The 26500-nt window shown below is 39.2% G+C and carries 21 protein-coding genes; all 21 read left to right on the plus strand.

From position 1 onward, the window contains the following. Positions 1-248: 248 nt before the first annotated feature. The 21 genes from glmS to SNE25_RS07195 all read left to right on the plus strand — a co-directional run bounded on the left by glmS (position 249) and on the right by SNE25_RS07195 (position 26478). The gene (glmS, locus tag SNE25_RS07095) at positions 249-2087 is read left to right on the plus strand and encodes a glutamine--fructose-6-phosphate transaminase (isomerizing) (RefSeq protein ID WP_321564400.1); all 1839 of its coding nucleotides are present in this window, start codon (positions 249-251) and stop codon (positions 2085-2087) included. A 535-nt stretch (positions 2088-2622) separates the two neighbouring features. Then, entirely contained in the window at positions 2623-3372 is a 750-nt protein-coding gene (locus tag SNE25_RS07100; protein ID WP_321564401.1) for a polysaccharide biosynthesis/export family protein, read from the plus strand. A 38-nt stretch (positions 3373-3410) separates the two neighbouring features. Beyond that, the gene (locus SNE25_RS07105) at positions 3411-5723 is read left to right on the plus strand and encodes a GumC family protein (RefSeq protein WP_321564402.1); all 2313 of its coding nucleotides are present in this window, start codon (positions 3411-3413) and stop codon (positions 5721-5723) included. A 320-nt stretch (positions 5724-6043) separates the two neighbouring features. After that, positions 6044-6589, plus strand: coding sequence for a UpxY family transcription antiterminator (locus SNE25_RS07110; RefSeq protein ID WP_321564403.1), 546 nt, complete (start codon positions 6044-6046; stop codon positions 6587-6589). Continuing rightward, the gene (locus tag SNE25_RS07115; protein ID WP_321564404.1) at positions 6576-7865 is read left to right on the plus strand and encodes a nucleotide sugar dehydrogenase; all 1290 of its coding nucleotides are present in this window, start codon (positions 6576-6578) and stop codon (positions 7863-7865) included. The genes SNE25_RS07110 and SNE25_RS07115 overlap by 14 nt, the downstream gene beginning before the upstream one ends. Before the next feature lie 11 nt (positions 7866-7876). Continuing rightward, the gene (locus SNE25_RS07120; RefSeq protein ID WP_321564405.1) at positions 7877-9316 is read left to right on the plus strand and encodes a lipopolysaccharide biosynthesis protein; all 1440 of its coding nucleotides are present in this window, start codon (positions 7877-7879) and stop codon (positions 9314-9316) included. After that, positions 9313-10488 carry a DegT/DnrJ/EryC1/StrS family aminotransferase gene (locus SNE25_RS07125; protein WP_321564406.1) on the plus strand — a complete coding sequence of 392 codons (1176 nt, stop codon included), beginning with the start codon at positions 9313-9315 and terminating at the stop codon, positions 10486-10488. The genes SNE25_RS07120 and SNE25_RS07125 overlap by 4 nt, the downstream gene beginning before the upstream one ends. 2 nt (positions 10489-10490) lie before the next feature. Then, a complete protein-coding gene (locus tag SNE25_RS07130; protein ID WP_321564407.1) occupies positions 10491-11348 on the plus strand; it encodes a glycosyltransferase family 2 protein in 858 nt (285 codons plus the stop codon). Between the two features lie 22 nt (positions 11349-11370). Continuing rightward, positions 11371-12492, plus strand: coding sequence for a glycosyltransferase (locus tag SNE25_RS07135; RefSeq protein ID WP_321564408.1), 1122 nt, complete (start codon positions 11371-11373; stop codon positions 12490-12492). Positions 12493-12536: 44 nt separating this feature from the next. Next, on the plus strand, positions 12537-13307 hold the full coding sequence (locus SNE25_RS07140) for a DUF2334 domain-containing protein (RefSeq protein ID WP_321564409.1): 771 nt from the start codon (positions 12537-12539) through the stop codon (positions 13305-13307). A 54-nt stretch (positions 13308-13361) separates the two neighbouring features. Beyond that, a complete protein-coding gene (locus SNE25_RS07145; protein WP_321564410.1) occupies positions 13362-14633 on the plus strand; it encodes a DegT/DnrJ/EryC1/StrS family aminotransferase in 1272 nt (423 codons plus the stop codon). A gap of 9 nt (positions 14634-14642) precedes the next feature. After that, entirely contained in the window at positions 14643-15239 is a 597-nt protein-coding gene (locus SNE25_RS07150; protein WP_321564411.1) for a sugar transferase, read from the plus strand. Between the two features lie 9 nt (positions 15240-15248). Continuing rightward, a complete protein-coding gene (locus SNE25_RS07155) occupies positions 15249-16490 on the plus strand; it encodes an O-antigen ligase family protein (protein ID WP_321564412.1) in 1242 nt (413 codons plus the stop codon). 32 nt (positions 16491-16522) lie between these two features. Next, entirely contained in the window at positions 16523-17584 is a 1062-nt protein-coding gene (locus tag SNE25_RS07160) for a glycosyltransferase (protein ID WP_321564413.1), read from the plus strand. Positions 17585-17608: 24 nt separating this feature from the next. Further along, entirely contained in the window at positions 17609-19450 is a 1842-nt protein-coding gene (asnB, locus tag SNE25_RS07165) for an asparagine synthase (glutamine-hydrolyzing) (RefSeq protein WP_321564414.1), read from the plus strand. A 54-nt stretch (positions 19451-19504) separates the two neighbouring features. Continuing rightward, entirely contained in the window at positions 19505-20434 is a 930-nt protein-coding gene (locus SNE25_RS07170; protein ID WP_321564415.1) for a glucosamine inositolphosphorylceramide transferase family protein, read from the plus strand. Further along, a complete protein-coding gene (locus SNE25_RS07175; RefSeq protein ID WP_321564416.1) occupies positions 20421-21572 on the plus strand; it encodes a glycosyltransferase in 1152 nt (383 codons plus the stop codon). Before SNE25_RS07170 ends, SNE25_RS07175 begins: the two co-directional genes overlap by 14 nt. Beyond that, positions 21556-22017 carry a hypothetical protein gene (locus SNE25_RS07180; protein WP_321564417.1) on the plus strand — a complete coding sequence of 154 codons (462 nt, stop codon included), beginning with the start codon at positions 21556-21558 and terminating at the stop codon, positions 22015-22017. Before SNE25_RS07175 ends, SNE25_RS07180 begins: the two co-directional genes overlap by 17 nt. A gap of 294 nt (positions 22018-22311) precedes the next feature. Then, positions 22312-23418 (plus strand): NAD-dependent epimerase, encoded by a 1107-nt coding sequence (locus SNE25_RS07185; protein WP_321564418.1) that lies wholly within the window; start codon positions 22312-22314, stop codon positions 23416-23418. Between the two features lie 188 nt (positions 23419-23606). After that, entirely contained in the window at positions 23607-25043 is a 1437-nt protein-coding gene (locus SNE25_RS07190) for a pectate lyase family protein (protein ID WP_321564419.1), read from the plus strand. A 292-nt stretch (positions 25044-25335) separates the two neighbouring features. Next, positions 25336-26478 (plus strand): glycosyltransferase family 4 protein, encoded by a 1143-nt coding sequence (locus tag SNE25_RS07195; RefSeq protein WP_321564420.1) that lies wholly within the window; start codon positions 25336-25338, stop codon positions 26476-26478. Positions 26479-26500: the final 22 nt, after the last annotated feature.

Raw genomic sequence — 26500 nt, forward strand, 5'->3', positions numbered from 1 at the left:
TTTGAACCTTTTATAAGACTCGCGATTTTATCCCTTATAGCTTAACAGAGTTCCCCGGAAGCAAAATTCCGGGGAATTTTTTTTGTTTCACATTTTATTCAAAACCAATTATTTAGCTATCGGAATGCCATAATTTAATGTGATGAATCTCATTTTTAAAAGTGACGGCTGTCACTGCAAAGCTGATTCGGGGTAACGATATTTAGTTTTTAAACAACGAAGGCATTTCATTTAAAAAAATAGCGCTTATGTGTGGAATTGTAGGTTATATTGGGTTCCGTGAAGCATGGCCCATAGTAATTAAAGGTTTAAAAAGATTAGAATATCGCGGCTATGATAGTGCAGGTATCGCTATTATAAACACCAATGGTTTTAATATTTATAAGAAAGCCGGAAAGGTATCCTTTCTGGAGGGTTTCACCGAAGATAAAGACCGGAGCGGACATATAGCAATGGGGCATACCCGTTGGGCCACCCATGGTGCCCCATCTGATCGTAATTCACACCCACATAGCTCAAATGACCGGCGCCTGCACATTATCCACAATGGTATAATTGAAAATTACGCTACACTTAAAGAAGAATTGATTAACCGCGGCCATCAGTTTGAAAGCGATACCGATACTGAGGTTTTAGTCCATTTAATACAAGAGATCCAGGAAATAGAACAGATTGATTTGTTGGAAGCTGTTCGCCTGGCTTTAAATTCTGTAATTGGCGCTTATGCCATAGTTATTATGGACAGGGAAAACCCAGACCAGTTAATTGCTGCAAGAAAAGGAAGTCCGTTGGTTATCGGTGTTGGAGATAACGAATATTTTATCGCATCTGATGCTACCCCAATTGTGGAATACGTTAAAAATGTAATTTATTTAAAAGATAATGAAATTGCGCTGGTAAAACGCGGAGGCCTGTTAGTTAAACGCCTTGATAATGTGATACAAACCCCTTTAATACAAGAATTGGAATTAAAGCTGGAAGAACTTGAAAAAGGAGGCTTTGATCATTTTATGTTAAAGGAAATATACGAGCAGCCACGTTCTATCAGGGATTGTATGCGCGGCCGTATTAATTGCGAACAAGGCAAAATAGCATTGGGCGGTATTAAAGAATATGCCGAAAAACTGAAAAACGTTGAGCGTATAATAATCGTTGCCTGTGGTACATCATGGCACGCGGGTTTAACAGGTGAATATTTAATTGAGGAGTATTCCCGTATACCGGTTGAGGTTGAGTATGCTTCTGAATTCAGATACCGCAACCCTATTATTACCGAAAAGGATGTAGTAGTTGCCATATCACAATCGGGCGAAACTGCTGATACTATGGCTGCTATTGAAATAGCAAAAGAAAAAGGGGCAACAATTTTTGGAATTTGCAATGTGGTAGGTGCATCAATACCTCGTATCACACATGCGGGAGTTTACACACATGCCGGTCCTGAAATTGGGGTAGCTTCGACAAAAGCATTTACCGCGCAGGTAACTGTTTTAACATTAATGGCTTTGTACATTGCTCAACAGAAAGGTACATTAACAACATCTAAGTTAACCAGCCTTTTAACCGAACTGAATGGTATACCTGAAAAAATTCAGGCAGTTTTAGCCACCAATGAGTTAATTAAAAATATAGCTGAAAAAGTTAAAGATTCCAGAAATTGTTTGTTTTTAGGACGGGGAAGCGGTTTTCCGGTTGCACTTGAAGGGGCTTTAAAGTTAAAAGAGATATCGTACATTCATGCAGAAGGCTATCCTGCAGCCGAAATGAAACACGGGCCAATTGCGCTGATTGATAAAGAAATGCCTGTTGTTTTTATTGCTACAAAAAATTCTTCGTATGAAAAAGTTGTCAGCAATATCCAGGAAGTTAAAGCTCGTAAAGGAATTGTTATAGCTATTGTGACCAGCGGCGACCGGGAGGTTGAAAAAATGGTTGATTACTGTATTGAAATACCTGATGCCGATGAAGCCTTTTTACCATTACTGGCAACCATCCCTTTACAGTTGCTTGCTTATCATATAGCTGTAATGCGTGGCTGCAATGTTGACCAACCACGAAATCTGGCCAAGTCGGTTACTGTTGAATAAGCCGGTGCAGATTTAAAAAATAAGATCAATTTTTTATAAAAATCGCGTCATCCGATAGTTACTGAAAGCCACCTGAATCCTTCACAATACAATGCTAAGATTTTAAAAAAATCTTAGCATTTTTTGTTTCATAGCGGTGTTAATTTTAGCGTTTGTGAAGTTGTAAAACCAGGCATATTTCGTGCGTTATTATTTACATTATCTTAACGTTTAAATCACCTCTTCTTTAATTTTTATTAACCTTAATAAATGGATTATTTAACTAATTAAATATTGAAAAAAAAAGTTTCATTTTACCCCTGAAAGCTCTAAAAAATATCTCCGAAAATTACTCAGGTGGAGTTGCGTTTTGTACAGATTTTTTACAGTATGTGTAAATATAAGCCTATGTTTCTTTACACTTCTTGTAAAAAAAAATCACTTGTTTACAATTTAATTTCAATCGTGAAATTATATATAGTATTGATGGACAATTAGATATATTTGATTTGTAAAACCAAAGCAACTATAAACCATATCCTTATCACTCATGATTATGAAAATACTTACACGAAGCTCCCTCTTGTTACTGCTGGCAATAAGTGCCTGTGCACCACGGAGAGACCTGGTTTATTTTAGTAATATGGCAAACACTACTTCGGTAGCTGATGTACAAAACCCTGATATTCGTATCCGTCAAAACGACATTATTAGTATCACAATGAATAGCCTTAGCCCAGAGTCAAATTTGCTGTTTAGCAGCAATAAAAATCCATCGGCAGATCCTTCTTCAAAAGGCTATAGGGTTAACAAAAATGGCAACATTAATTTACCATTGATAGGTGACTTTAAAATAGAGGGAATGACCATTGAAGAGGCCCAAACCGGAATCGAAGCCGCATTGAGCCAGCACGTAAAAAAACCCGAAGTAGAGGTTCAGATCGTAAATTTCAAAATTACAGTTATTGGTGAGGTCAACAAGCCGTCCACATTTGTTATAAACGATGAAAAAGTTAATCTGCTTGAGGCCCTGGGAATGGCCGGGGATATGACCGTGTACGGTAAAAGAGATAATGTTTTGATTATACGTACCGAAGATGGACATAAAACTATGAAAAGGCTTGATCTGAATAGGCAGGAAACATTGAACTCGCCTTATTTTAATCTCAGGCAAAATGATATTGTTTATGTTGAGCCAGACCGGGCCAAGGCTATTGAGTATAGCTCAAATACCCGGATAATTCCAATTGTTGTAGCTTCTATATCAGCAGTGGCGGTTTTAGCAGCCGTGTTGTTAAGAAGATAATATAATAAACCGATTGCCAATTGTTAAAAACTGATATTATGGCCGCAAATTCTATTTCTAAACCCGCTGCGCATTCTGAAAATTTTGCCGATAAGCTGATGCCGTATTTAAAACGCTGGTATCTATTTTTAATAACGTTTGTTATTTGTATGGGCGCTGTTTGGCTTTATATTGATTTTGCTATACCTCAGTATAAAATAACCAGCACCTTGCTTATACCTGATGATAAAAAAGGCGACGGGATTTTAAAGGCAACAGCGTTTAGTGACCTTAACATGTTTATGGAAACTAAAACCGTAGACAATGAAATGGAGATTTTACGCTCCAGAGACCTGATTTACACTGCGCTAAAAAAGCTCAATCTGGATGTGGCCTATTTTGATATCCAGGGTCTTAAAACACGTGAGCTGTATGCTGAGGACGTCCCTTTTAAAATCACAATCAAAACACTGGGTAAACTCGCTTATCGCAAACAACTAAAATTGAAAGGTTTGTCTGCCGGCACTTTTAGGTTGGAGGACGGAGAATTAAGCTGGATATACCGTTACGGACAACAAATTAAGCACAAAGATTATTCATTTATAGTGGATAAAGGCCCGGCCTTTTCAAACGCCGACAGGCTTACACAAATACAATTTAAAAACCTGCATCAGCAAGCTGCATCTTACAGTGCAACCAAGCTCAACGTAAATCCTGTAGTAAAGGAGTCTAATACATTAATCTTGAGCTTGTTAGACCCTGTTCCTGCCAGGGGCGTTGATATTCTGACAACCATTATCACTACTTATAATATTGAAAATGTACAGAAGAAAAACGTTACTGCCATTAATACTATCTTGTTTATCGACAAGAGGTTAAAATCTATGGAACAGGATCTTTCTACAGCTGAAGGAGGAATAGAAGCTTTCAAGCAACAGAATGGAACAGTGGACGCAAGCAGCGACGCACAGCTGAACTTAACAAAATCTACAGAGTACAATCAATTGCTGGATGCTTCAAATGTGCAACTGGGTATTATACGTTCTCTTGAAAAATACCTGAGCAGTTCAAGCAATCAGTTTAGCGTAGTGCCCAGTACTATGGGATTAAAAGATCCGGTACTAAATACTTTGATCAGCCGCTTTAATGATCTGCAACTGGAACGGAACAGAATGCTGAACAGCGCCAACCTGAGCAACCCGCTGGTACAAAACCTCAGTGAGCAGATAGCCAGTCTGCGTGTTAATATCAAAGAGAATTTAGCAAATATTAAAAATGGGGTTGTTATAGAAAATAACAACCTGAAATCAAACTACCAGCACTATGATTCCAGGGTTCGTTCGGTACCGGCTCTTGAAAGGGGCTTGCTGCAGCGCAGCAGGGAACAAAGCGTTAAAACAACTTTGTATCAATACTTATTGCAAAAACGCGAAGAAACAGCTTTGTCATTATCAGCAACTATCCCAACCTCGCAGTTAGTGGATAAGCCAGCTTACGATTCTACACCTGAATATCCTAAACAATCTTTATTGTATTTATGCGGAAGTATTGTTGGCCTGTTACTACCTGCTTTATTTATCTATGTACGGGAGCAGTTTAATGTAAAAGTTAAAGATTCTTCAAGCTTAAATTATATATCGGGTGTGAAAATATTAGGCGAATTAAGCCATAATGAAGTTAAAAGCCCGATAGCTATAGAAAGGGGAGGGAATTCAGTTATATCGGAGCTTTTCAGATACATACGCACCAACCTCGGAGCAGTAAATCCCGATTCACCGCATAAGGTTATGCTGGTTACTTCCTGTATGAAGGGGGAGGGCAAAACATTTTTCAGCATCAATTTGGGTTTAACCCTGGCAATGCTTAATAAAAAGGTACTGATCCTGGAATTCGATCTGCGTAAGCCCGATCTGCTTCAAAAATTGGGCATAGAGCAGCAAAGGGGCATTACAGATTTTCTGCAAGGCTATACAGACGAATTGAACGATTGTATCCAGCCTTATGATAATGCAGAGAACCTTTATGTACTGGGTTGCGGTTCACTGCCCAAGGATCCTGCAGAACTGCTTTTGGATGAACGCATGGATATGCTTTTTGAGTGGGCGAAAGACAGGTTTGATTATCTGATCATCGACACCTCACCGGTTGGCGCTGTTGCTGATGCTTTTAGCCTTGCCCAATATGCAGATCAGAGTATTTACCTGGTAAGGTATAATTATACGAGCACACATCAATTAGACATCCTCAGGGATATTTATGATAACGAAAAATTTAAAAACCTGATGGTGGTTTTTAATGATGCTAAAAAAGAAAATCGTCCGGCTTATGCTTATGGCGGTTATGGTTATGCTGCTGAAAAAAGCAGAAAATAATATTTTATAAGAGCTTACCGGCCTTTAGCCGGCAATTAATTCAAATTTAATTTTTAAAAAGAAGAACTATGTAAGTGGTATGGCGAAGCTATACATAGTGCCGAACTAACAGTTTTTATTCGCCAAAACAAAAATTGCAGCAAAACCAATGGTTGCACTGCATAAAAAACGACAGGCTTTATTTAACCTGTATTAAACCCGGGGCTTTACCCGGTAAACCTAAATAAATAGCTTTTTAATTTTTTAAGAAAGGGGTCATGTAAGTGATATGGCGAAGCTATTGAATAAACTCAAGCAACGATCTTTTCAAAATAAATATTATGGAACCTAAACAATTACATGAAAAAAAATGGCTGGTAGTTTACACAAGGCCCAGATGGGAAAAGAAGGTTGACACATTGTTAAAACGGCAGGGCATTGAATCATACTGCCCGGTAAGGCAGGTTCAGAGCCAATGGGCCGACCGCAAAAAAGAAGTTAACCTCCCCATATTCAATTCGTACGTTTTTGTTCGGGTTAACCTTCGCGAAGAGTCAATGGTGCTGTACTGCATGGGGGTTATGGGCTACGTTTATTATATGCAAAGACCCGCTGTTGTGCGGGATAATGTTATTGAAGAGATTAAAAGGAACCTAACCCTTTATAAAGATTTAGAGGTCATTAATCTGCAGGATATATCAGTGGGCGACCGTGTGCTGGTAAAACAAGGTGCTTTTGCCGACCAGCCGGGCCAGGTAGTTCAAATACAAGGTAAAAATGTGCTCATGATTTTTGACAACATCCACTGCGCACTGGTAACACGAGTGCCATTTCAACACATCGCTATAAACAACCTTAAACAGAATAATAAAAATGCTACAAAATAACAAAATTGGAATCATTGGCCTCGGATACGTAGGCCTGCCGTTAGCCGTAGAGTTTGCCAAGCAGTACAAAGTGTTTGGTTTTGATATCAATCAGAAGCGCATTGATCAGCTTAAGTCGGGGTTTGACCATACCAAGGAAGTTAGTGAGGAGGAATTGAACGCTGTGATCACTCCTGTTTGTACAACACCAAAGGGCCTGTACTTCACCAATGAAGCGGAAGCTTTAAGGGCATGCTCCATTTATATTGTAACTGTACCTACCCCGGTTGATAAAAATAACCGGCCGGATCTGAGCCCGCTGATCAATGCGAGTTTGTTGATAGGAAAAGTGCTTAAAAAAGATGATATCGTTATTTACGAATCAACAGTTTATCCGGGTGTAACAGAAGATGAGTGTATGCCTGTATTGGAAAAAGCTTCCGGCCTACGTTTCAATGTTGATTTTTTTGCAGGCTACTCGCCAGAGCGTATCAACCCGGGCGATAAAGTACATACTGTAGCCAACATCCGCAAAATAACATCAGGCTCCAACGCTAAAACTGCCGAGATTGTAGATAATCTTTACAACTCGGTAATTAAAGCCGGAACATTTAAGGCTGATTCTATAAAGGTAGCTGAAGCTGCCAAAGTTATTGAAAACGCCCAGCGCGATATAAACATTGCTTTTGTAAATGAGCTGGCCATGATTTTCAATAAATTGGGAATTGATACCCATAAGGTTTTAGAAGCAGCCGGAACCAAATGGAACTTTTTAAACTTCCGTCCCGGGCTGGTTGGGGGGCATTGCATTGGCGTTGACCCGTATTACCTGGCGCAAAAAGCACAGGAGGCAGGTTATCACCCCGAAATTATATTGGCAGGGCGCAGGATAAATGATTCTATGGGAGCTTATGTGGCAGATCAGTTCATTAAAAAAATGATCTGTAAAGGAACATCTCTTATAGAGGCCGAAGTACTGGTACTTGGATTTACTTTTAAAGAAAATTGCCCCGATGTACGTAACACACGTGTAATTGACATTGTACGCCGCTTGCAGGAGTATAAAGTGAAAGTGCATATACATGATCCATGGGCTAATGCTGATCAGGCAAAAAATGCATATGGTGTTATTTGCGAAAACGGCGAATCAAAAGAGCGTACTTATGATGGCATTTTACTGGCGGTCGCTCATGAAGAATTCAAAGAGATGGATCTTAAGGTTCTGAGTAAACCAAACGCGGTATTGTATGATTTAAAAGCGTTTTTACCTGATGATGTAGTTAACGCCAGGCTTTAAACTTATTTACTATGAGTTTTAAAGAAAAAGCTGTTTCGGGCATATTATGGTCCTTATGGCAACAGCTAAGTGGTAAGTTGATAAGCTTTGGAATTTCCATTTTCCTGGCGCGAATACTCGACCCCGCAGAATTTGGATTGATTGCAATGCTCTCCCTTTTTATTGCAATCGGAAATTCTTTGTTAGACAGTGGCTTAACAGCATCCCTGATCAGGACAACAGATGCAGACCAGCGCGATTTTTCGACCATATTTTATTTCAATCTTATCGGGAGCACCATTTTATACGGAGTGCTTTTCCTTACAGCCCCGCTGATAGCTGATTTTTATCACCAGCCTATTTTAAAAGCAGTTGTAAGGGTATATGGGCTCATCCTTATATTGAACGCGTTTTTTGGTGTACAAAGCACCTTGCTTATTAAAGACATGAAATTTAAGAAGCAAACCAATATTCAAATACCGGCTGCTATAGGCGGTGGCATATTGGGTATAGTGCTGGCTAAGTTAGGGTGGGGCGTTTGGAGCCTGGTTTGGATGGGATTGTGCACCTCGTTTTTATCAACAGCCATGCACTGGATCTATTCGTCATGGCGGCCGGCATTACTGTTTGATAAGGAATGTTTTAAAAACCATTTTCATTTTGGTTACAAAATGACATTGTCGGGTTTATTGGATACCATTTATCAAAATTTATACCTGATTATTATTGGCAAGTACTTTTCAGCAGCTCAACTTGGATATTATTCCCGCGCCGACTCTATTAGTCAGCTGCCAATCGGAAATATCTCTTCTGCTATCAACAAGGTTACTTATCCAATGTTCGCTAAAATCTCCAACGATGTTGTGCAGCTTAAAAGTGTATACAAAAGGCTGATGCAGCAGGTGATTTTCTGGAATGCGCCGATAATGATCTTCTTATGTGTAATTGCCGAACCTTTGTTTAGGTTTTTGCTCACAGACAAATGGTTACCAGCTGTTCCGTACTTTAAAATTTTATGTATATGCGGCATCATGTATCCGCTGCATGCCTATAATCTGAATGTTTTAAAAGTGCTTGGCAAAAGCGCCTTGTTCCTGAGGTTGGAGATTGTTAAAAAAGTACTTAGTGTAATAGGAATATTTTCATTCATTTCTTTTGGAATTTATGGGCTGCTCTATTTTCAGCTGTTCTTCAATTTTGTAGCATATTACATTAACTCTATATACAGCGGCAAGCTGATTGACTATCCTGTAAAGGAACAAATTGAAGACATATTACCAATACTGATACTGGCAGGCAGTATAGGAGTAGGATGTTATTTTCTTGACCTGCTGCTTGCTCAACTGTTTACTCCCGATCTGATAAGAATAGCTGTGATTGCCGTATGCTATTCTATGCTTTACTATGCCTTTAGCCTGCTTATCAAACTGTCGGCTATGAAAGATTTTAAACAATTAATCCTAAAAAAATGATACCTGTAACCAAGCCTTTTTTACCCGCCGAGAGAGAGTTTAAAGCTTATGTAAAGACCATTTGGGAGCGTCAATGGCTCACCAATAATGGTCCGCTTGTAAATACGCTGGAATTAAAACTTAAGGAATATTTGAATTTGGATCATTTGCTGTACGTTTCAAATGGTACCATTGCACTGCAGCTGGCCATTAAAGCGCTTGATTTAACCGGCGAAATAATTACAACGCCCTTTTCATTTGTTGCCACTACCAGTACTATTGTGTGGCAGGGATGTAACCCCGTATTTGTAGATATTGATCCGGAAACTTTTAATATTGATCCGGGTAAAATTGAAGCAGCTATCACTCCGCGAACATCAGCTATCCTGGCAACGCATGTTTACGGAACCCCTTGCGATATAGATGCAATACAGCAAATAGCTCATAAATATAACCTTAAAGTAATTTATGATGCCGCCCATTGCTTTGGTACACGTTACAAAAACAAATCAATATTTGAGTATGGCGATATAAGTACCACAAGTTTTCATTCAACAAAACTGTTTCATACCATTGAAGGAGGGGCCGTGTTTACCCGCCAGCCAGATCTTTTGAAGAAAATGGCAATCATGCGTAATTTTGGCTACTCCGGAACAGATGAGTTTTCTGAGCTGGGTATTAATGCCAAAAACTGCGAATTTCATGCCGCTATGGGCTTGTGTAATTTGCCCCATATTGATGAGATCCTTAAAAAGAGAAAACTCTTATCATCCCATTATTTGCTCCGTTTAAATAAGCTTGATGTAAAGTTTCAGAAACTGCACAATGTTGATGAATATAACTATGCTTACTTCCCTGTTCTTTTCAGGAGCGAAGAATTAATGAAGGAGAGCAAGGAAAAGTTGGAGCTGGCACAAATTTATTGCCGTCGGTATTTTTATCCATCGTTATCGGCTTTGCCTTATGTTAACAACATGGAGATGCCGGTTTGCGATGACGTTGCCAAACGTATCATGTGCCTGCCGCTATATCATACTTTAACCCTTGCCGATGTGGATCTGATTTGCCGCCTCTTGTTGAGAACTCAAAATGCCGATCAGAACAACGTAACCGAACCAGCACATTTTGGCACGTTGATTACCACCCAGATAGAATCGGAGATCAATACCGGAACTGTGAAAATAGATGCCTGACAATGAGTGATCAACAGCCAACGGTTAGTATTTGCTGTATAACCTATAATCATGAGCGGTTTATTACTCATGCTATTGAAGGTTTTCTGATGCAGAAAACCAATTTCAGGTTTGAAGTGATTATCGGTAACGATTCTTCTGCTGATCGAACAGCCGAAGTTGCAGCAGAATTTGTAGCAAAATATCCCGATAAGATCAAACTGGTTTCTACGGAAGCAAATATGGGGATCCATAAAAACCTCATTAATACCCTTAAAGAATGCACCGGCAAATACGTGGCGTTTTGCGAAGGAGATGATTTCTGGACCGACCCGTATAAATTACAAAAACAGGTTGATTTTTTAGAAAACAACCAGGACTACATCATTTGCTGTCATTATACAAGAGTGGTTGATCCGGATAATAACACCATTTATGTTCATCCTAACCCCAGGCCTTTTGTATACACTTATCTGGATTTACTTGCCGGTAAACAGGAAGAAACCAAAACAGCTACTGTTGTATATAGAAATATTCCGGAAGTACATGATATAATTAAAGAGCCCTGGTTTTTTAAAAGTTATGCCGGTGATAAAATGTTTAAACTTTGGGCAACAATGAATACCGGGAAGAAAATCTATGTAATTCCGGAAGTAATGAGTTGTTATTGCAATCACGCTGGTGGAATATGGAGCATGATTGATACCAATGTGAGGAAGGGAATGATGATAAGCGATTTTAACCTGATTATCAAAAATTTCAATTATCCGGCACGACATAAAAAAAGACTACTATATCTCTACATGAAAAGATATTTTTTGTTCGAGATGCGCAATTCAAAAATTAACAAAGCCTTTAGTACCATTAAATATTTACTATAAAACTACCCCAGAAATTTTAGCCATGAACACAAACGTTGTTATGCAAAAAAAACAAAAGTTGTTTTTTGTAATATCATCCTTAAATGGAGGCGGAGCGCAAAGGGTATTGATCTCGTTGGCCAATCATTTTGCTCAATTAAAATGCGAGGTTGTTGTTATTGCACTTAATTACGAGGAACCATCGTATGCCATTGATAAAAGGGTAGAAGTTGTATATCTGTTGAATGAACGGAGACCCCAATTATGGCACAGGGCTTACTGCATGTTCCAAACCTTTTTTAAGCTAACCAGCTTGTTACATAAGAAAAAGCCTGATTGTGCTGTAGCCTTTATCACATCGGCAAATTTGTGGACTGGCATTACCTGTAGTTTGGCAGGAGTACCTTTTATTGTGTCTGAGCGTACATCGCCAAACCGTACCGTTAACCAGTTCAATTTTCTGTTGAAACGTATAGCAGCCATACTATATAAGAAATCATCAGCAGTGGTAGTGAGCGCTAAGGGCGTTGAAGATTGTATGCTCGAAAATAATGCCTTTAAAAACCTTACCAACATCAGCAGAATTACCAATGCCGTGCCGGTATTTAAAACACCATCGGATACAAGGGTACACAACAGGAGATTTATACTGGGTGTAGGCCGGCTTGCTTTTGTAAAAGGATTTGATCAACTCATAGAAGCTTATCATTTGGCCGGTGTGCGAGATGCAGACTTGCTTATAGTAGGCGACGGAGAAGAAAGAGATAACCTTGTTGTGCAAATAGCCAGCCTCGGTTTAAGCGACCGGGTAAAGCTTTTAGGATCTAAACCAAACCTGCAGGATTATTACAGCCAGGCCGAAATATTTGTTTTACCCTCAAGAAACGAAGGCTATCCAAATGCGTTGGTTGAGGCCATGAGCTTAGGCTGCCCATCTATTGCTATGGATTGTGAGTTTGGGCCCTCTGAAATTATAGATGATGGCAGGAATGGTCTTTTGGTTAAAGATAATACCGTTATCGGTTTATCCGAAATGATAAGCACCTTGATAGATGATCCGGCTTTAAAAGCCAATTTAAGCAAAGAGGCAGGTTATATTAATTATACAAACAGTGCCGATAGGATATTTAAAAAGTGGGAGAACTTGATTTTAAAACATGCTTAATAAAACAAAAAAATTATTTACTAAATCAACCCGATAAAGTATTTATGGTGCAATATTTAATTCGTCTGGATGATCTTTGTCCAACTAATAACCTGAAAAAATGGGAGCGGTTCTTTCACCTGTTCGATCTTTATGATATCAAACCCATTATAGCAGTTATACCCGATAACCAAGATCCCAAACTAAACGCCTGCGGCGATTTTAATCCGTATTACTGGCCGCTGGTTCGTCACCTCCAGAAAAAGGATTATATCATCGGGATGCATGGTTTTGAACATCGCTATCAGGTTAGTAATTCGGGCATATTTAAAATTAATAAACGCTCTGAATTTGCGGGTTTGCCATTATATATCCAGGAACAAAAAGTAAAAGCGGCAGTGTCAATTTTTAAACGAGAGGGTGTAAAAACCCCGCTTTTTATTGCGCCGGCACACAGCTTTGATCGTAATACGCTTAGGGCTCTTGATAAACACTCAGATGTAATGATCATTAGCGATGGGCTATTAAGTTCGCCCTATATCAGGTTTGGGTTTGGGTGGGTACCGGTACAATTGTCTGAGGTAGCAATAAAATCGAGTGACACCTGGACATTTAATTATCACCCCGAAACCTGCACCGATGAAGAGTTTGAGAAACTCGAAAAATTTATATCCGAAAATCATAAATACTTTGTCTCCCTGTCGCAATTAACTTTTAAGGACTATACTTTGAAAGATTATGTCAGCGAATATTACTGTGTTTATCATAGGTTGCTGCGAAAATTCGCAAAAGCGCAATTGAGCTGGTTCCGTAGTCTTAAACTGGCAAGGCAATAACTTGCCGTCACCTGGTACAGAAATATATACCTGAGTTTTTTTAATACTAATATTATGAATATCCCCTTTTCGCCACCATTTATTGATGAAGCCGTAATTGATGAGGTTTTACATACCCTTCGGTCTAAATGGATCACCACCGGTCCAAAAGTAGCGGCATTAGAACAGGAAATAGTAAAACTAACCTCGTCAAAAGCTGCTGTTTGTGTAAACTCATGGACCTCCGGAGCTATACTCATGTTAAAATGGTTTGGTGTAAAAGAAGGCGATGAAGTTATTGTACCGGCCTACACCTATTGCGCTACCGCATTAAGTGTTTTGCATTGTGGTGCAACACCGGTAATGGTAGATGTTAATGAAGATTGCTGCATATCACCAGAAGCTGTTCGTAAAGCTATAACTCCAAAAACAAAAGCAGTTATTGCCGTAGACATTGCCGGGTGGCCATGTGATTATAATAAGCTAAATGAAATTATTAATGAGGCTGAAATAAAAGATCTGTTTGTTGCAGAATCTATTAAGCAAAGCTTCCTTAACAGGATCATGCTGATTTCCGACGCAGCGCATTCCCTCGGAGCTAAAATTGATGGCGAGGCGGCTGCCCAAAAAAGTGATATAACTATTTTTTCTTTTCATGCGGTTAAAAATGTGACCACCGCCGAAGGTGGTTGCATTTGCCTGAATCTGCCAGATCATTTTGATACCGCTTCCGAATATAAATATCTGAGGATGTACACGCTTAATGGTCAAACCAAAGACGCGTTCTCAAAATCATTGGGCGGCGGCTGGAAATATGATATTATTTTCCAGGGGCTTAAAATTAACATGCCCGATATTTGCGCCGCCATAGGGCTTGCTCAAATAAAACAATACGAAACACATTTATTGCCCGCCAGAAAACAAGTAGCATTAAAGTATTGCGATGGCTTTAAAGGAATGGATTGGTTTGTACCTCCATCTTTAAAAGATGAAACCCGCGAATCAAGCTATCATCTATTCCCGCTGAGGATCAAAAATATAACAGAAGAACAGCGCGACCAGATCATCGAAGATATAACCGCTACGGCAGTTACCGTTAATGTGCATTTTATACCCATGCCTATGCTTACCTATTTTAAAAAACTTGGGTACCGCATAGCCAACTATCCTATGGCGTATAAACAATATGCCTGCGAAATTTCTCTTCCAATATATCCACAGTTAACCGACGAAGAGATTGCGTTCATCATTGCATCTGTTACTGCCGCTGTTGAAAAACAAGTTGGAAATAACCAGGCGCTTGACCTGGGAATGGAAAGCCTGAAACCGGCTGGCATAGATTTTTAAAATAGCGCTATGATCTGGAAAAGAATTTTTGATGTTTGCCTTGCATTAACAGGCATCATACTGTTTGCGCCACTGTTTATCATCATCGCCGTGATGATCAGGGTTGACTCTAAGGGAGGTGTGTTTTACATTCAGCGTAGGGTTGGTCGTTTTGGTGTTGATTTTAGCTTGTTCAAATTCAGAACCATGTACACCGATTCGGATCGCGGTGGACTTTTAACTATCGGCTTCCATGACTATCGTATCACCCCAACAGGTTACTGGTTGCGTAAGTATAAGCTTGATGAATTACCGCAATTGTTTAACATACTTATTGGTGATATGAGCTTTGTAGGGCCACGCCCCGAGGTACGCAAATATGTAGAGTTGTATACACCTTATCAGCAAAGGGTATTGACTATCAAACCAGGAATAACAGATTGGGCATCTATTCATTATTTCAACGAAAATGAACTGCTTGCACATGCCGAAGAACCTGAGAAACTTTATGTCAGTAAAATTATACCATCTAAAATCAATTATAACCTGAGCTACATCGATCAACATGATTTATGGACCGATGTTAAGATCATATATCAAACAATAAAACGAGTAGTTAAAAAATAGGTTTCGGCTATGTTAATCAGAAAGATGATCATTCTTGGCTTATTGGGTTTATACCTGTACGCCGTGGCTTTCGGTATTTTCATGACAGATATCATCAGGCTGCCAGCACCTCTGATTTTTGGTTTACCGTTACTTGTATTTATGAACGGTAAATTAAGAGCCTTTGGATATTTCAAAGAAATGGCTTTGATCACCGTGTCACTATTCCTGTACTACGTTGTAGGTATGGATGATTTTAAAACCTTTTTTGCGGCTTTCATCACTATTGTAGTTTGCGCTCTTTATTTTGATTATTTTGTAGCGTTAAGCAAACGACGTTTTAATATATCGGTATTTGTGTTTTTCGCGCTTTTGCTGTTTTCAATGATCATATTGGTTGGAGATCATTTTGCTCCAAGCATCATTGATCCCATAAGAAGTATACTGGCGGGTGAGCAAGTTCAGCAAAGCCCTTCGGGTATAGCGGTAACACAATTTAACTTCGGTTACCAGGTTGCAGCTTTTGCTACTTTCGTTTTTGTTTTTGTATGCGCTTTCAAACGGAATTTTCTGATTAAATCAATTGCTCTGGGTGTATGCCTCACCTGTCTTTATCTCGGCATGAACCGTTCGGCATTTGTTTGTTTCATAGCTGTTGTGTTCTTGTTTTTATTAAGCTACTATCGCGCTAAAGCTTTATTCGTAATTGCCGCGTCTGTACTTATTGGCTTTGCAGTATATTTTTATGTACTTAAAGACGATCCGGACAACAAAAACAACATCCTTGCAAAAAATGAAGCAAAGAGCGATGATCAGTATAACCGTACAGATCTGGTTACCGAGAATTTAAAAATTTGCGCCGACTATCCGTTCGGCCTGATATTTTACGGCAAAAGCTGGGAGGACGTTACTTACAGGCACCCATTGTTTGCATTTGGGTTAACATCACATAATTCATATTTAATGTTCCTGACCTTTTTAGGTCCGTTCTTTGGTTTCGGATTGCTTATCGCTATGTATTATAGGTTTATGCGAATGTTCCGGTTACTGATAAAGCATTCCAGGTTAAAAGATAATGCGTTAATAGTAAGTTTATATTTCTCGTTCCTGGCGGTTTGTTTAAATGCACTGTCGCACAACGGCTGGTTACTAAGCGTTGACGGACCTACTTTATTTCTGTACTTCAGCATTCTTCAATGTGAAAAAATATACCCTATTCAAACTGAAGAAGTTAAAGATGAAGAAGAGCCGGCTTTAGAAATGGCGTATTAAGCTCCTTGTTGCTTTAATTGATTATTCATACAATGAAAAAGAAGATATTTCTGATTGTTCCTTCATTAAGGTCAGGCGGTTCTGAACGCGTTTACTGGCTGCTTTCTCAATATTTTAATAAAGAAGAGTACGCAGTGTCTGTTGTTTTAATAAATGCCAAAGAGCAATGCTTTTCAAGCAAGGTTGAAGGTATATCGTTTATTGATTTGAACACCATAAAGGCATCCAAATCATTTTTTAAATTATATACACTGTTAAAAGCAGAAAAACCTTACGCCGTTTTTTCAACTGCAGATCATATCAATATTTTAACCGCAATGGTTTGCTGCTTTTTAAAGGTGCCTAATCTTATTGCAAGGGCATCCAATAATCCGCAGCAAATGAAAAAGTTTTATGGTAAAAAAGCCAACTTTTATAATTATTTCAGTCGTTTCTTTTTTACCCGGTTTAATTTTATTGTTTGCCAGTCTGGCGAAATGCAACAGTCCATTTCAAACTTATATGGCATACGCACAGAGAAATTAAAGGTTATACCAAACCCAGTTTTACATACATCTATTCTTAAAGATTACACTCCCACCTCTGAAAAAAAGAGATTAATTATTGTAGCCCGTTTATCGGCCGAAAAGGGAGTGGGAAGGTTGTTAGATGTGATGCGGGAATTACCTGAAAATTATGTTTTAACAATAGCAGGCAATGGCCCCCTGATGGATTCGCTTAAAGCCGAAACAGAGTTGCGTAAATTGAGTGACCGCATCACCTTTTTGGGCGAAGTTAGCGATGTACCGGCAAAAATAGCACAGCATGACCTTATGGTGTTATGCTCATTTACCGAAGGTTTTCCAAACGTAGTTCTGGAATCATTGTCGGTAGGTGTTCCGGTGGTTAGTTACCGGGTAGGTGGTATACAGGATCTGATTCGTGAGGGTTTTAATGGTTACGTGGCAGAACAGGATGATGCAGAAGGCTTTAAACAACTGATCATGCAGGCCTGCGCTAAGCCCTGGTCGCATGAGCAAATTAAAGCAGATGTGTACAACAGGTTTTCTCTTGATAAAATAGGTCAGGTTTACGAAGACCTGTTACATGCATAGTTCAACATTAAAAAATTAATCAATATGTGCGGAATTTACGGATCTACCATATACTATAACGATGATGTTGTCAAGGCCAAATTAGAAAGGATAAAATTCCGCGGACCTGATCATTCGGGCTTTGAGCGTGTTGGTTCCATTACTTTGGGTCATAACAGGCTGGCGATTGTAGATCTGGACCCCCGCTCTAATCAGCCATTTACCTATTTGCACCTGAAGGTTGTTTTTAACGGCGAAATTTATAACTATCAACAAATTAAAGCCACATTAAAAACATTAGGTCATGTATTTCAAACAGATTCGGATACTGAAGTGCTTGCCGCAGCTTACCTGGAGTACGGTGCAAATTGTGTTGAGCATTTTAACGGCATGTTTGCATTTGTTATTTATGATACCAAAGAATACAAACTGTTTGGCGCCAGGGACAGGCTTGGAAAAAAACCTTTTTATTATGCTCATAACGGCCTTGATTTTGAGTTTGCCAGTCAACCATCACAGATCACATTGGGCAGACAGGTTAATTTAGACCTAAAGGCCATTAATGAATATTTTGTATGGGGATACGTACCCGAACCACGGTCGGCCTGGGAAGAAATAAGCAAGCTACAGGCAGGATACAGTTTCACTTTTGATATTGCGACAGGGCAATTCAAAACAACAAAATACTGGGACTTAAATGATAACCATTTAAATACTTATAAAGGCAGCTATAATCAGGCTCAGGTCGAACTTAAAGAACTGTTAACAGATGCGGTTAATATCCGTATGCATGCAGATGTGCCTCTCGGTGTTTTTCTTTCCGGGGGAATTGATTCTTCGGTAGTAGCCGCTCTTGCCGCCGCGAATACAAAACAGGTAAAAACATTTTGTATAAAATTTAATGAAAAAGGGTTTGATGAAAGTGTTTTTGCCGGCAACATTGCAAAATATTTAAATACAGATCATCACGCAATTGAGTGTCATTATGACGAGGGAATGTCATTAATAGGCGATTTTGGAAGATACTATGATGAGCCCTTTGCCGATTCGAGCGCTATTCCTTCTTTGTTGCTTAGCAAGTACACAAAAAAACATGTAACAGTAGCTTTAAGCGGCGATGGTGGTGATGAAAGTTTTATGGGTTATTCCAGGTATAACTGGTTAAATCGGGCAAATAAGTTTTTCAACTGTCCTCGGGCTTTACGTAAAGCAATAGCAGGACTTGTAAAGTTATCACCCAATTATCGCCATAAGCTGATTGCAATGGGCATTGGTGTAGAGTCAATTGATTTGCTGTATGTACTGATGCTTGGCGGCCTCGAATATTCTTGGCTTCAGCAACCCGAACTGGGTTTAGAAGTGCCTTTCAAAAATATATTATCCGCCGGGTCCGGAAGCTTTTTACAAAAAATGTCGGCCTTTGATATCAAGACATATTTAAACGGCGACATTAATACCAAGGTAGATAGGGCCTCAATGGCATTTGCGGTAGAAGCACGCGCGCCACTGATGGATCACCGGATTGTGACGTTTGCCCAGCAGCTTCCGGATAGTTACAAATTTGGTAACGGGGTTCAAAAGAAAATACTAAAGGATATTTTATTTGAGCATGTTCCCGCTTCATTTTTTAACCGGCCTAAATCAGGTTTCAGTATGCCGCTAAAACACTGGTTCAGGCATCAGTTAAAGGATTATGTATTTGATAATCTTTCAAAAAGCGAATTAGAAAATATTCCTGGCATTAACGTTCCAAGAACAATGACGATGATAGATGAGCACATGACAGGTAAATGGAACCGCTCATCACAGATTTGGAAATTACTGGTATTTGTACAATGGCTTAAAGCACAAAAAACAAGCCCTGTATCTGAATATCAAATGGTTTAAAAACCGGGCATTGTAATTTTTACCCCGGTGTACTGCTGAATAAAAAATTACAGAATGAATTTAATCAACCCCATACTCCCGCTTTTTCACAAACTATTTACTTTAGAAAAATGGAATATCGGTTATGTATACCAAACGCCCGAAAATTTAATCCATTCAAAAAAGCTCGATGGCGAAATAAACTGGCTGCGCGAATGCAGCGCTGATGAGGCTGCTGATCCTTTTGTGATAAATATAAACGGGAACAAGCTGGTATACTACGAAGAACACAGCTTTTGGAAAGGAAGGGGCGAGCTGATGATGATGGATAAGTTGAGCTTTAAAAGCAAAAAAAAGGTATGTGGGATTACTCCAAATTCAATCCATCTTTCATACCCGTACCTGTTCACCGTAAAAGATAAACTATATTGTATACCAGAAACATCGGCAGCAAAGCAAATTGCCTTGTACCAGGTAGATAAAGACAGCCCTCAAAAGTTTAAGAAAATACGCATTCTTTTACAGGGTGATAAATATGTAGATAGTTCCATTATATTTTATCAGGATAAATACTGGTTGTTTACCAGTGTATCTGGAAAGCCGGGAGAGCTGCACATTTTTTATTCAGATACACTGCTCACAACATTTAAGGCGCACGCTTTAAACCCAATTGTTGTTGATACACACACAAGCAGATCTGCCGGAAGGTTATTCATTGTTGACGAAAAACTTTATATGCCAAGCCAAAACCCCGAAAAAGGTTATGGCGGTTCAATCATGATAAATGAAATTACGCATATCACCGAAACAGAATTCCAATATCGAACCGATTTTGAATTATTACCCCAGTTGCCCTATGACCGGGGTTTGCATACCATAAATTTTGCAGAGGGATTGCTTATTGTAGACGGAAAGCGCAGCGTACGAAGTGTATTAAACCCGCTGAAAAAAATTGTACTGAAAATAAGGAAACGAAAAAAAGCAGCCAAAAATGTCAGAGGTTAAACAAAACGTTGTTTTTATATCCATGTCTGACGCGGCCAATGGTGCCGAAAATGTGCTGCTCATGGCCTCTAATGCTATTGGTGCGCCCATATTGTTTCTGAAAAAAGTTAAGACAGGTGGCTTGCGTATCCCGGCCGAACAGGAATTTCGGTACGCAACTGATAAGAATATGCTGATGGGCTTTTTAGGGCTTATCAATTTAATAAAGCCATATCGCCGTGATTTTATTATCATGAGCACCCATCCCTACTTAAATGCTTGCCTGGGTTTTTTAAAAAGAACAGGGTATTTAAAATCGCAGCTTATTGTACGGGAATGTACTTCTGTTTTTACCAGGTTTGCGGGCTTTAAAAAATTAAGTTATCAGCTGGCATACCAGTTAGGTTACCCCGGCGTAAACCTGGTTGTTTGCCAAACAAGCTTAATGCGCTACCAATTTTTACAGCATGTAAATTTTGTACCCGATCATAAAGTAATTGTGCAGGAAAATCCTGTAGACCTGCAACAAATTCTTACAAAGGCAGGAGCTTCATTAAATGATCCTGATACTGATGCCAATTTTATTTGTGCCGCTGGTAGACTCATTCCGGAAAAGGGTTTTTCGGTTTTGATATACGCATTTAGCTGCATTGAAGAACAATATCCTGATTTAAAGTTATTGATACTGGGTGAAGGACCCGACAGAATCGAACTAACAAAATTAATTGAAACACTTGGGCTTACAACCCGGGTAATACTGAAAGGCCTGATTGATAATCCGATACCTTATTTTAAAAAGGCGAAAGTATGTGTGGTATCATCAATTAAGGAAGGTTTCCCTAATGTTTTATTAGAAATGATGACCATGAACCAATCGGTTGTTGCCACACTATGCGCTGGTGGAATAGAAAACATTCCAGGAATTTTAACAACAAAAGTAAATAGTGTTAATGAGCTTGCACTTACTATTGAAAAAGCTCTTAGCAAGGATGTTTGTAATGAAGGTGAAATAACTAAACAATACCTCCATAACAGAACACCCGAAAAGTTTATTAACGCTTTGCTACATAATCTCAACTACATACCTACTACCATGAACATCCAACAAGAAGGACACCAGTTACACTTTAAATTAAAATCGTATGAAAAAAGAAATTAAACTTCTTGGAAGAGTGATCTTATCTGTTATGGTAGTAAGTGCAGTTATATTATTAAATGGTTGTAAAAAAGAACTGACAGACCCAAATCCAACAAAAGACAAACCAGTAGAAGTAAAACCGCCAATAGAAATAAAGCCTGGCCTGTTCCGGGTAGACTTTGATGGACTAAGATCAGACGGAGGATTTTCCTATAAGATCGGCTATGTACTTGAGGGAGGAGATTCAAACGAAGAACCCGAAGTATCAAAACTGAGATTGTTTGAAAACGGCGTTGAGCTACATCCGCCGCATACCGATCATCAGGCCATCCGCGACTATGGTAAAGGCCGATACAGCCATTGGGGAACAACTTTGTATTTTTCTACCACTGATAATACCGATCCGGTAGCCAATGGCAGAGAGTATGCCTATACTTTAGATGGTTCGGGATATCCGACTAAGTAAATACATCTGTAAGGAGGCACCATTATAACCTTTATTAATGATACGCCGGAGCATAAATGAGCAATGCGAACAACCATCGCCCGCTCTTACCGGTATTAAACCTTTATTTCCCGGATATGTATTTGATAAGTGCTTTATATCAAGGCTTATCCGGGAATAAAACTAAATCTTATTTGGCATGGCAATAAAAGCCCCGGCAAGATTTATAAAATTATTCTGCTTGAATCAATAAAGCCTTCCTGTATTCTCTTTATCTGGAAGCTCCATTTTTTTATTCATTAAACTTAAAATCTTATGAAAATTTTAGTTACCGGCACAGCTGGTTTCATTGGCTATCATTTGGCAAAACGCTTGTTGGAGAGAGGCGATACCGTAGTAGGCATCGATTGTATAAATGATTACTACGATGTAAGGTTAAAATATGCCAGGTTGGAAGATACCGGCATTGCCACATCAGAAATAGAATATGCCAAGCCGGTTAGCAGCACTACCCATCCTAATTACACATTTATAAAATTAGATCTGCTGGATAAAGAGCAGCTTGAATTATGCTTTCAAACGCATAAGTTTGATGCTGTTTGTAACCTTGCCGCACAGGCAGGTGTAAGATATAGTTTAACTAATCCCGAGGTTTACATTGATTCAAACATTAAAGGGTTTCTGAATATATTGGAGTGTTGCAGACATTTTAAAATAGGACATTTAGCTTATGCCAGCTCATCAAGTGTTTATGGGTTAAATAAAAAGATGCCGTTCACAGAGCATGATATTGCTGATCACCCGGTATCATTATATGCAGCATCTAAAAAAGCTAATGAAATGATGGCGCATACTTATAGCCATCTGTTTAATGTACCCACTACTGGTTTACGTTTCTTTACGGTTTACGGACCGTGGGGCCGGCCAGATATGGCGCTTTTTATTTTTACAAAAGCAATGTTGGAAGGTAAACCTATCGAAGTATTCAACAATGGTAATATGAAACGCGATTTTACTTATATTGATGATATTGTAAGTGGAATTGTGCGTGTAATTGATACCCCGGCAGAACCAAATACCAACTGGGATGCACAGCAGCCTGATCCGGCTACTTCAAAAGCTCCTTTCCGTATTTTTAATATTGGCAGGGGAGCACCGGTAAGTTTGCTTGATTTTGTAAGTGAAATAGAAAAGCAAACACATATAACCGCGAAAAAGATATTTTTACCGATGCAGGAGGGGGATGTGGCAGAAACATGTGCTGATGTATCTCATCTCGACGGTGTTTTGAACTATAAACCTAAAACTACCGTACACACCGGAGTTTCCAGATTTATTAGCTGGTACAAGTCTTTTTATAAAATCGGTAAGCAGTATTCTGAACCTGCAATCTCTGATGTTGAAAACCCAGTTTTGTCATAGAAATGTCAGTAAGTGTGCAAATTTATACAATCGATTTACAAATGTATTTTACACATTTTAAGAGCGAAACGTTGTATTAAAGCAGTTTTTGAACCTTTTTTGATATAAGTCTATTCTTCCCGTGTAATTTTTTTGTGGCAATTTTTCAAACGCACTACCGTTTGATGGCCTTAATTAAAAAAATATACATGGAAAGAAAAACAAAACCTTTTACAAGAGTGGTAACAGTCAGCTTAATGCTAAGCGCAGTTGTCTTCTTTGGCAGTTGTCAGAAAAACGGAGAAGCTCCCGCGGGCAATATGCAAGATGACAGCGCGCTAACAACAAGTTTGGAGACTGATGCCGTAACAAGCACCACGAGTGCAACATCGAGTTTATTAACAGTAAGTTTAACGGGTTTAAAATCAGATGGAGGGTATGCCTACAAAATTGGATATCCTTTGAGCAAATCAGGCGATTCAAATTCCCAGCCATCAGTTTCAAAGCTCCGGCTGTTTGAAAATGGCAAAGAATTAAACCCAGCCCATTCAGACCATCAGGACATACGCGACTATGGTAAAGGGCGCTTCAGCCACTGGGGAACTACCCTGGTTTTTTCAGCCTCTGACAACTCTAACCCAGCGAAAAATGGCCGTAAGTACACCTATACTTTAGATGGTACTACCGGAACAACCACAGCTGCAAAACCACCAGCAAACCAATCATCAACAGCTCCGGCGTCAAGTGCCGGCCTTATTGGTTATGCCGCATACAACGGTACAACAACTGGAGGCAAGGGTGGTGCTTCGGTTACAGTGACCAGTCTTTCGGCTTTAAGGGCTGCATTAGATGATGGCACCAGCCGGATTGTTTACGTAAGCGGTACTATTAAAGGATCGGGCGATGACGCAGTTTATGTGAAATCGAACAAATCGATCATTGGAAAACCGGGTGCTGTAATTGAAGGTGTTTCGCTATACATATTTACTGTTAGCAACATTATTATCCAGGACATTAGGTTTAAAAACTATGTAACAGATGCCGCGGTTATGATCAAGATGCAAGCTCATCATATATGGGTTGACCATTGCGAGTTTTCAACAGACCGTAACCATGGCTGGGACTACTGGGGTAAAGATATCTCTATCACTCGCGAAGCTGATTATTGTACAGTTTCATGGTGTAAGTTCCATGATACTAACTTGTCTGTTTTGATAAGCGGCGGTATCGAAGGTCATGAATCTGATAAAGGTCACCTGCACGTAACTATGCACCACAACTACTGGTATAACATTGGCGAAAGAGAGCCTTCTATGAATTACGGCAGTGTACACATGTTTAACAACTACCATTTAAATAACGACAGTTATTCAATAGGTGCACGCGCTGGTGGTACGGTACGTACAGATAATGAGTATTTCTCAAACTGTCATAAACCGATTACCACAGATTTAGACGGAGATCCTCCGGGTTACATCAGTGGTGCTTCAACAAACACTTATGTTAACAGCGGTAAAAATGATATAACCACAGGAACATCAACCTGGGTACCGCCATACTCTTACAAAACGGCTTTGGATGCAGCTGCAAATGTACCTTCTTTGGTTACAAAAGGTACTGGTCCAAGATCAACATCTGTTAATTAATTGAAATTATCTTAAATAAACATTAAATACTCCCCAACTGCCAAAAGGTGGTTGGGGATATTTAAAAAAGATCGCGTTTATATAAACCAACCTTACCTGTTACAATCTATTGCAATAAATATACTATTGCCTGCATTTAGCGCCTGCTAAATTTTGCATTTTATCATATACCAATTATCTGTTCAATAGTATCTCTTAACTATTTGAACAAACTGTTACCAGCTTATTTATAACGCCTTTATGGCGACAATTTAAATCATACACGAGTAGCTGATACTAATTTAATATATACATGAACAAAGCAGGACAAAAAGTACTGATCGCATGTGATTCGCCTAAATCGCTGATCGATTTCAGAGGTAAGCTGATAGAACAGTTAGTACAGCGCCATAAGGTATGTGTATTTACACCGCGTATAACACAGCAGGGTATACGCGAAAAACTGGCATCATGGAATGTTGATGTTTACGAAAATGAACTTAATGGCAGTAACGTATCTGTTTTTTCAGATATGAAATATATCATACAACTGTTTAAACTGATCAGAAAATTAAGGCCCGATGTTTTTTTTCCATACACCTTTAAGCCGGTTATATACGGAACGCCCCTGGCAAAACTATGCAGGGTTAAAAGAATCACCCCAATGCTAAGTGGGTTGGGTTATAATTTTACGCCAAAAGGCAAGACCGGGTTACTGAGCAGCATAACCCGCAGGCTTTTAAAATTCAGCCTTATAGGAAGCCGCCGGTTAAGGATCATCTTCCAAAACAAAGATGATTATCAAACACTGCTTCAGCATCAAATTTTAACAACTAAGCATAAAGTGGGTATAGTTAATGGTTCGGGCGTTGATCTTGATCATTATGAATATACACCCCCAAATACAAAAAAAGTAAGCTTTTTAATGATAGCCCGTCTCATAAATGCCAAAGGCATAAATGAATACTATGAAGCGGCCCACAGCATTCGCCTCCAGTACCCAGATGTACAGTTTAAACTCATTGGTACATACGGACCTAACGTTGATACAATAAGTAATGACTTATATGAGAAAATAAAATCGGGTGAAACAATTACTTATGTAGGCGAGGTTAATGACGTTCGACCTTTCATCAAGGAAGCTTCGGTTGTTGTGTTGCCTTCATATTATGGCGAAGGCGTACCTCGTTGCCTGTTAGAAAGCATGGCTATGGGAAGAGCGATTATAACCAGCGACTCCGTAGGTTGTAAAGAAACTATTGAGTCAGCCCCTGGGGCAAATGGTTTCCTGGTTCCGGCAAAGAACGTTCCTGAGCTTGTTGCCAAAATGAAATTTTATCTCAGCAATAGCCTTGCTATATACTCTTATGGTATAAACGGGCTGGCTTTTGCCCGCAAAAAATTCGATGTGCATCTGGTTAATGCCGAGATGCTCAAAATTATGCAGCTAAACTAAATGTCTGCAGCAAAGAGCCTTA

Source organism: Mucilaginibacter sabulilitoris, from assembly GCF_034262375.1.
GTDB lineage: Bacteria > Bacteroidota > Bacteroidia > Sphingobacteriales > Sphingobacteriaceae > Mucilaginibacter > Mucilaginibacter sabulilitoris.

Coding starts and splice junctions, on each gene's coding strand:
- SNE25_RS07115 (WP_321564404.1), top strand. CDS start 6,576: ATGCTACAAAATAACAAAATTGGAATCATTGGCCTCGGATACGTAGGC.
- asnB (WP_321564414.1), top strand. CDS start 17,609: ATGTGCGGAATTTACGGATCTACCATATACTATAACGATGATGTTGTC.
- SNE25_RS07175 (WP_321564416.1), top strand. CDS start 20,421: ATGTCAGAGGTTAAACAAAACGTTGTTTTTATATCCATGTCTGACGCG.
- SNE25_RS07125 (WP_321564406.1), top strand. CDS start 9,313: ATGATACCTGTAACCAAGCCTTTTTTACCCGCCGAGAGAGAGTTTAAA.
- SNE25_RS07110 (WP_321564403.1), top strand. CDS start 6,044: ATGGAACCTAAACAATTACATGAAAAAAAATGGCTGGTAGTTTACACA.
- SNE25_RS07160 (WP_321564413.1), top strand. CDS start 16,523: ATGAAAAAGAAGATATTTCTGATTGTTCCTTCATTAAGGTCAGGCGGT.
- SNE25_RS07170 (WP_321564415.1), top strand. CDS start 19,505: ATGAATTTAATCAACCCCATACTCCCGCTTTTTCACAAACTATTTACT.
- SNE25_RS07140 (WP_321564409.1), top strand. CDS start 12,537: ATGGTGCAATATTTAATTCGTCTGGATGATCTTTGTCCAACTAATAAC.
- SNE25_RS07100 (WP_321564401.1), top strand. CDS start 2,623: ATGAAAATACTTACACGAAGCTCCCTCTTGTTACTGCTGGCAATAAGT.
- SNE25_RS07180 (WP_321564417.1), top strand. CDS start 21,556: ATGAAAAAAGAAATTAAACTTCTTGGAAGAGTGATCTTATCTGTTATG.
- SNE25_RS07185 (WP_321564418.1), top strand. CDS start 22,312: ATGAAAATTTTAGTTACCGGCACAGCTGGTTTCATTGGCTATCATTTG.
- SNE25_RS07150 (WP_321564411.1), top strand. CDS start 14,643: ATGATCTGGAAAAGAATTTTTGATGTTTGCCTTGCATTAACAGGCATC.
- SNE25_RS07190 (WP_321564419.1), top strand. CDS start 23,607: ATGGAAAGAAAAACAAAACCTTTTACAAGAGTGGTAACAGTCAGCTTA.
- SNE25_RS07130 (WP_321564407.1), top strand. CDS start 10,491: ATGAGTGATCAACAGCCAACGGTTAGTATTTGCTGTATAACCTATAAT.
- SNE25_RS07135 (WP_321564408.1), top strand. CDS start 11,371: ATGAACACAAACGTTGTTATGCAAAAAAAACAAAAGTTGTTTTTTGTA.
- SNE25_RS07105 (WP_321564402.1), top strand. CDS start 3,411: ATGGCCGCAAATTCTATTTCTAAACCCGCTGCGCATTCTGAAAATTTT.
- glmS (WP_321564400.1), top strand. CDS start 249: ATGTGTGGAATTGTAGGTTATATTGGGTTCCGTGAAGCATGGCCCATA.
- SNE25_RS07120 (WP_321564405.1), top strand. CDS start 7,877: ATGAGTTTTAAAGAAAAAGCTGTTTCGGGCATATTATGGTCCTTATGG.
- SNE25_RS07145 (WP_321564410.1), top strand. CDS start 13,362: ATGAATATCCCCTTTTCGCCACCATTTATTGATGAAGCCGTAATTGAT.
- SNE25_RS07195 (WP_321564420.1), top strand. CDS start 25,336: ATGAACAAAGCAGGACAAAAAGTACTGATCGCATGTGATTCGCCTAAA.
- SNE25_RS07155 (WP_321564412.1), top strand. CDS start 15,249: ATGTTAATCAGAAAGATGATCATTCTTGGCTTATTGGGTTTATACCTG.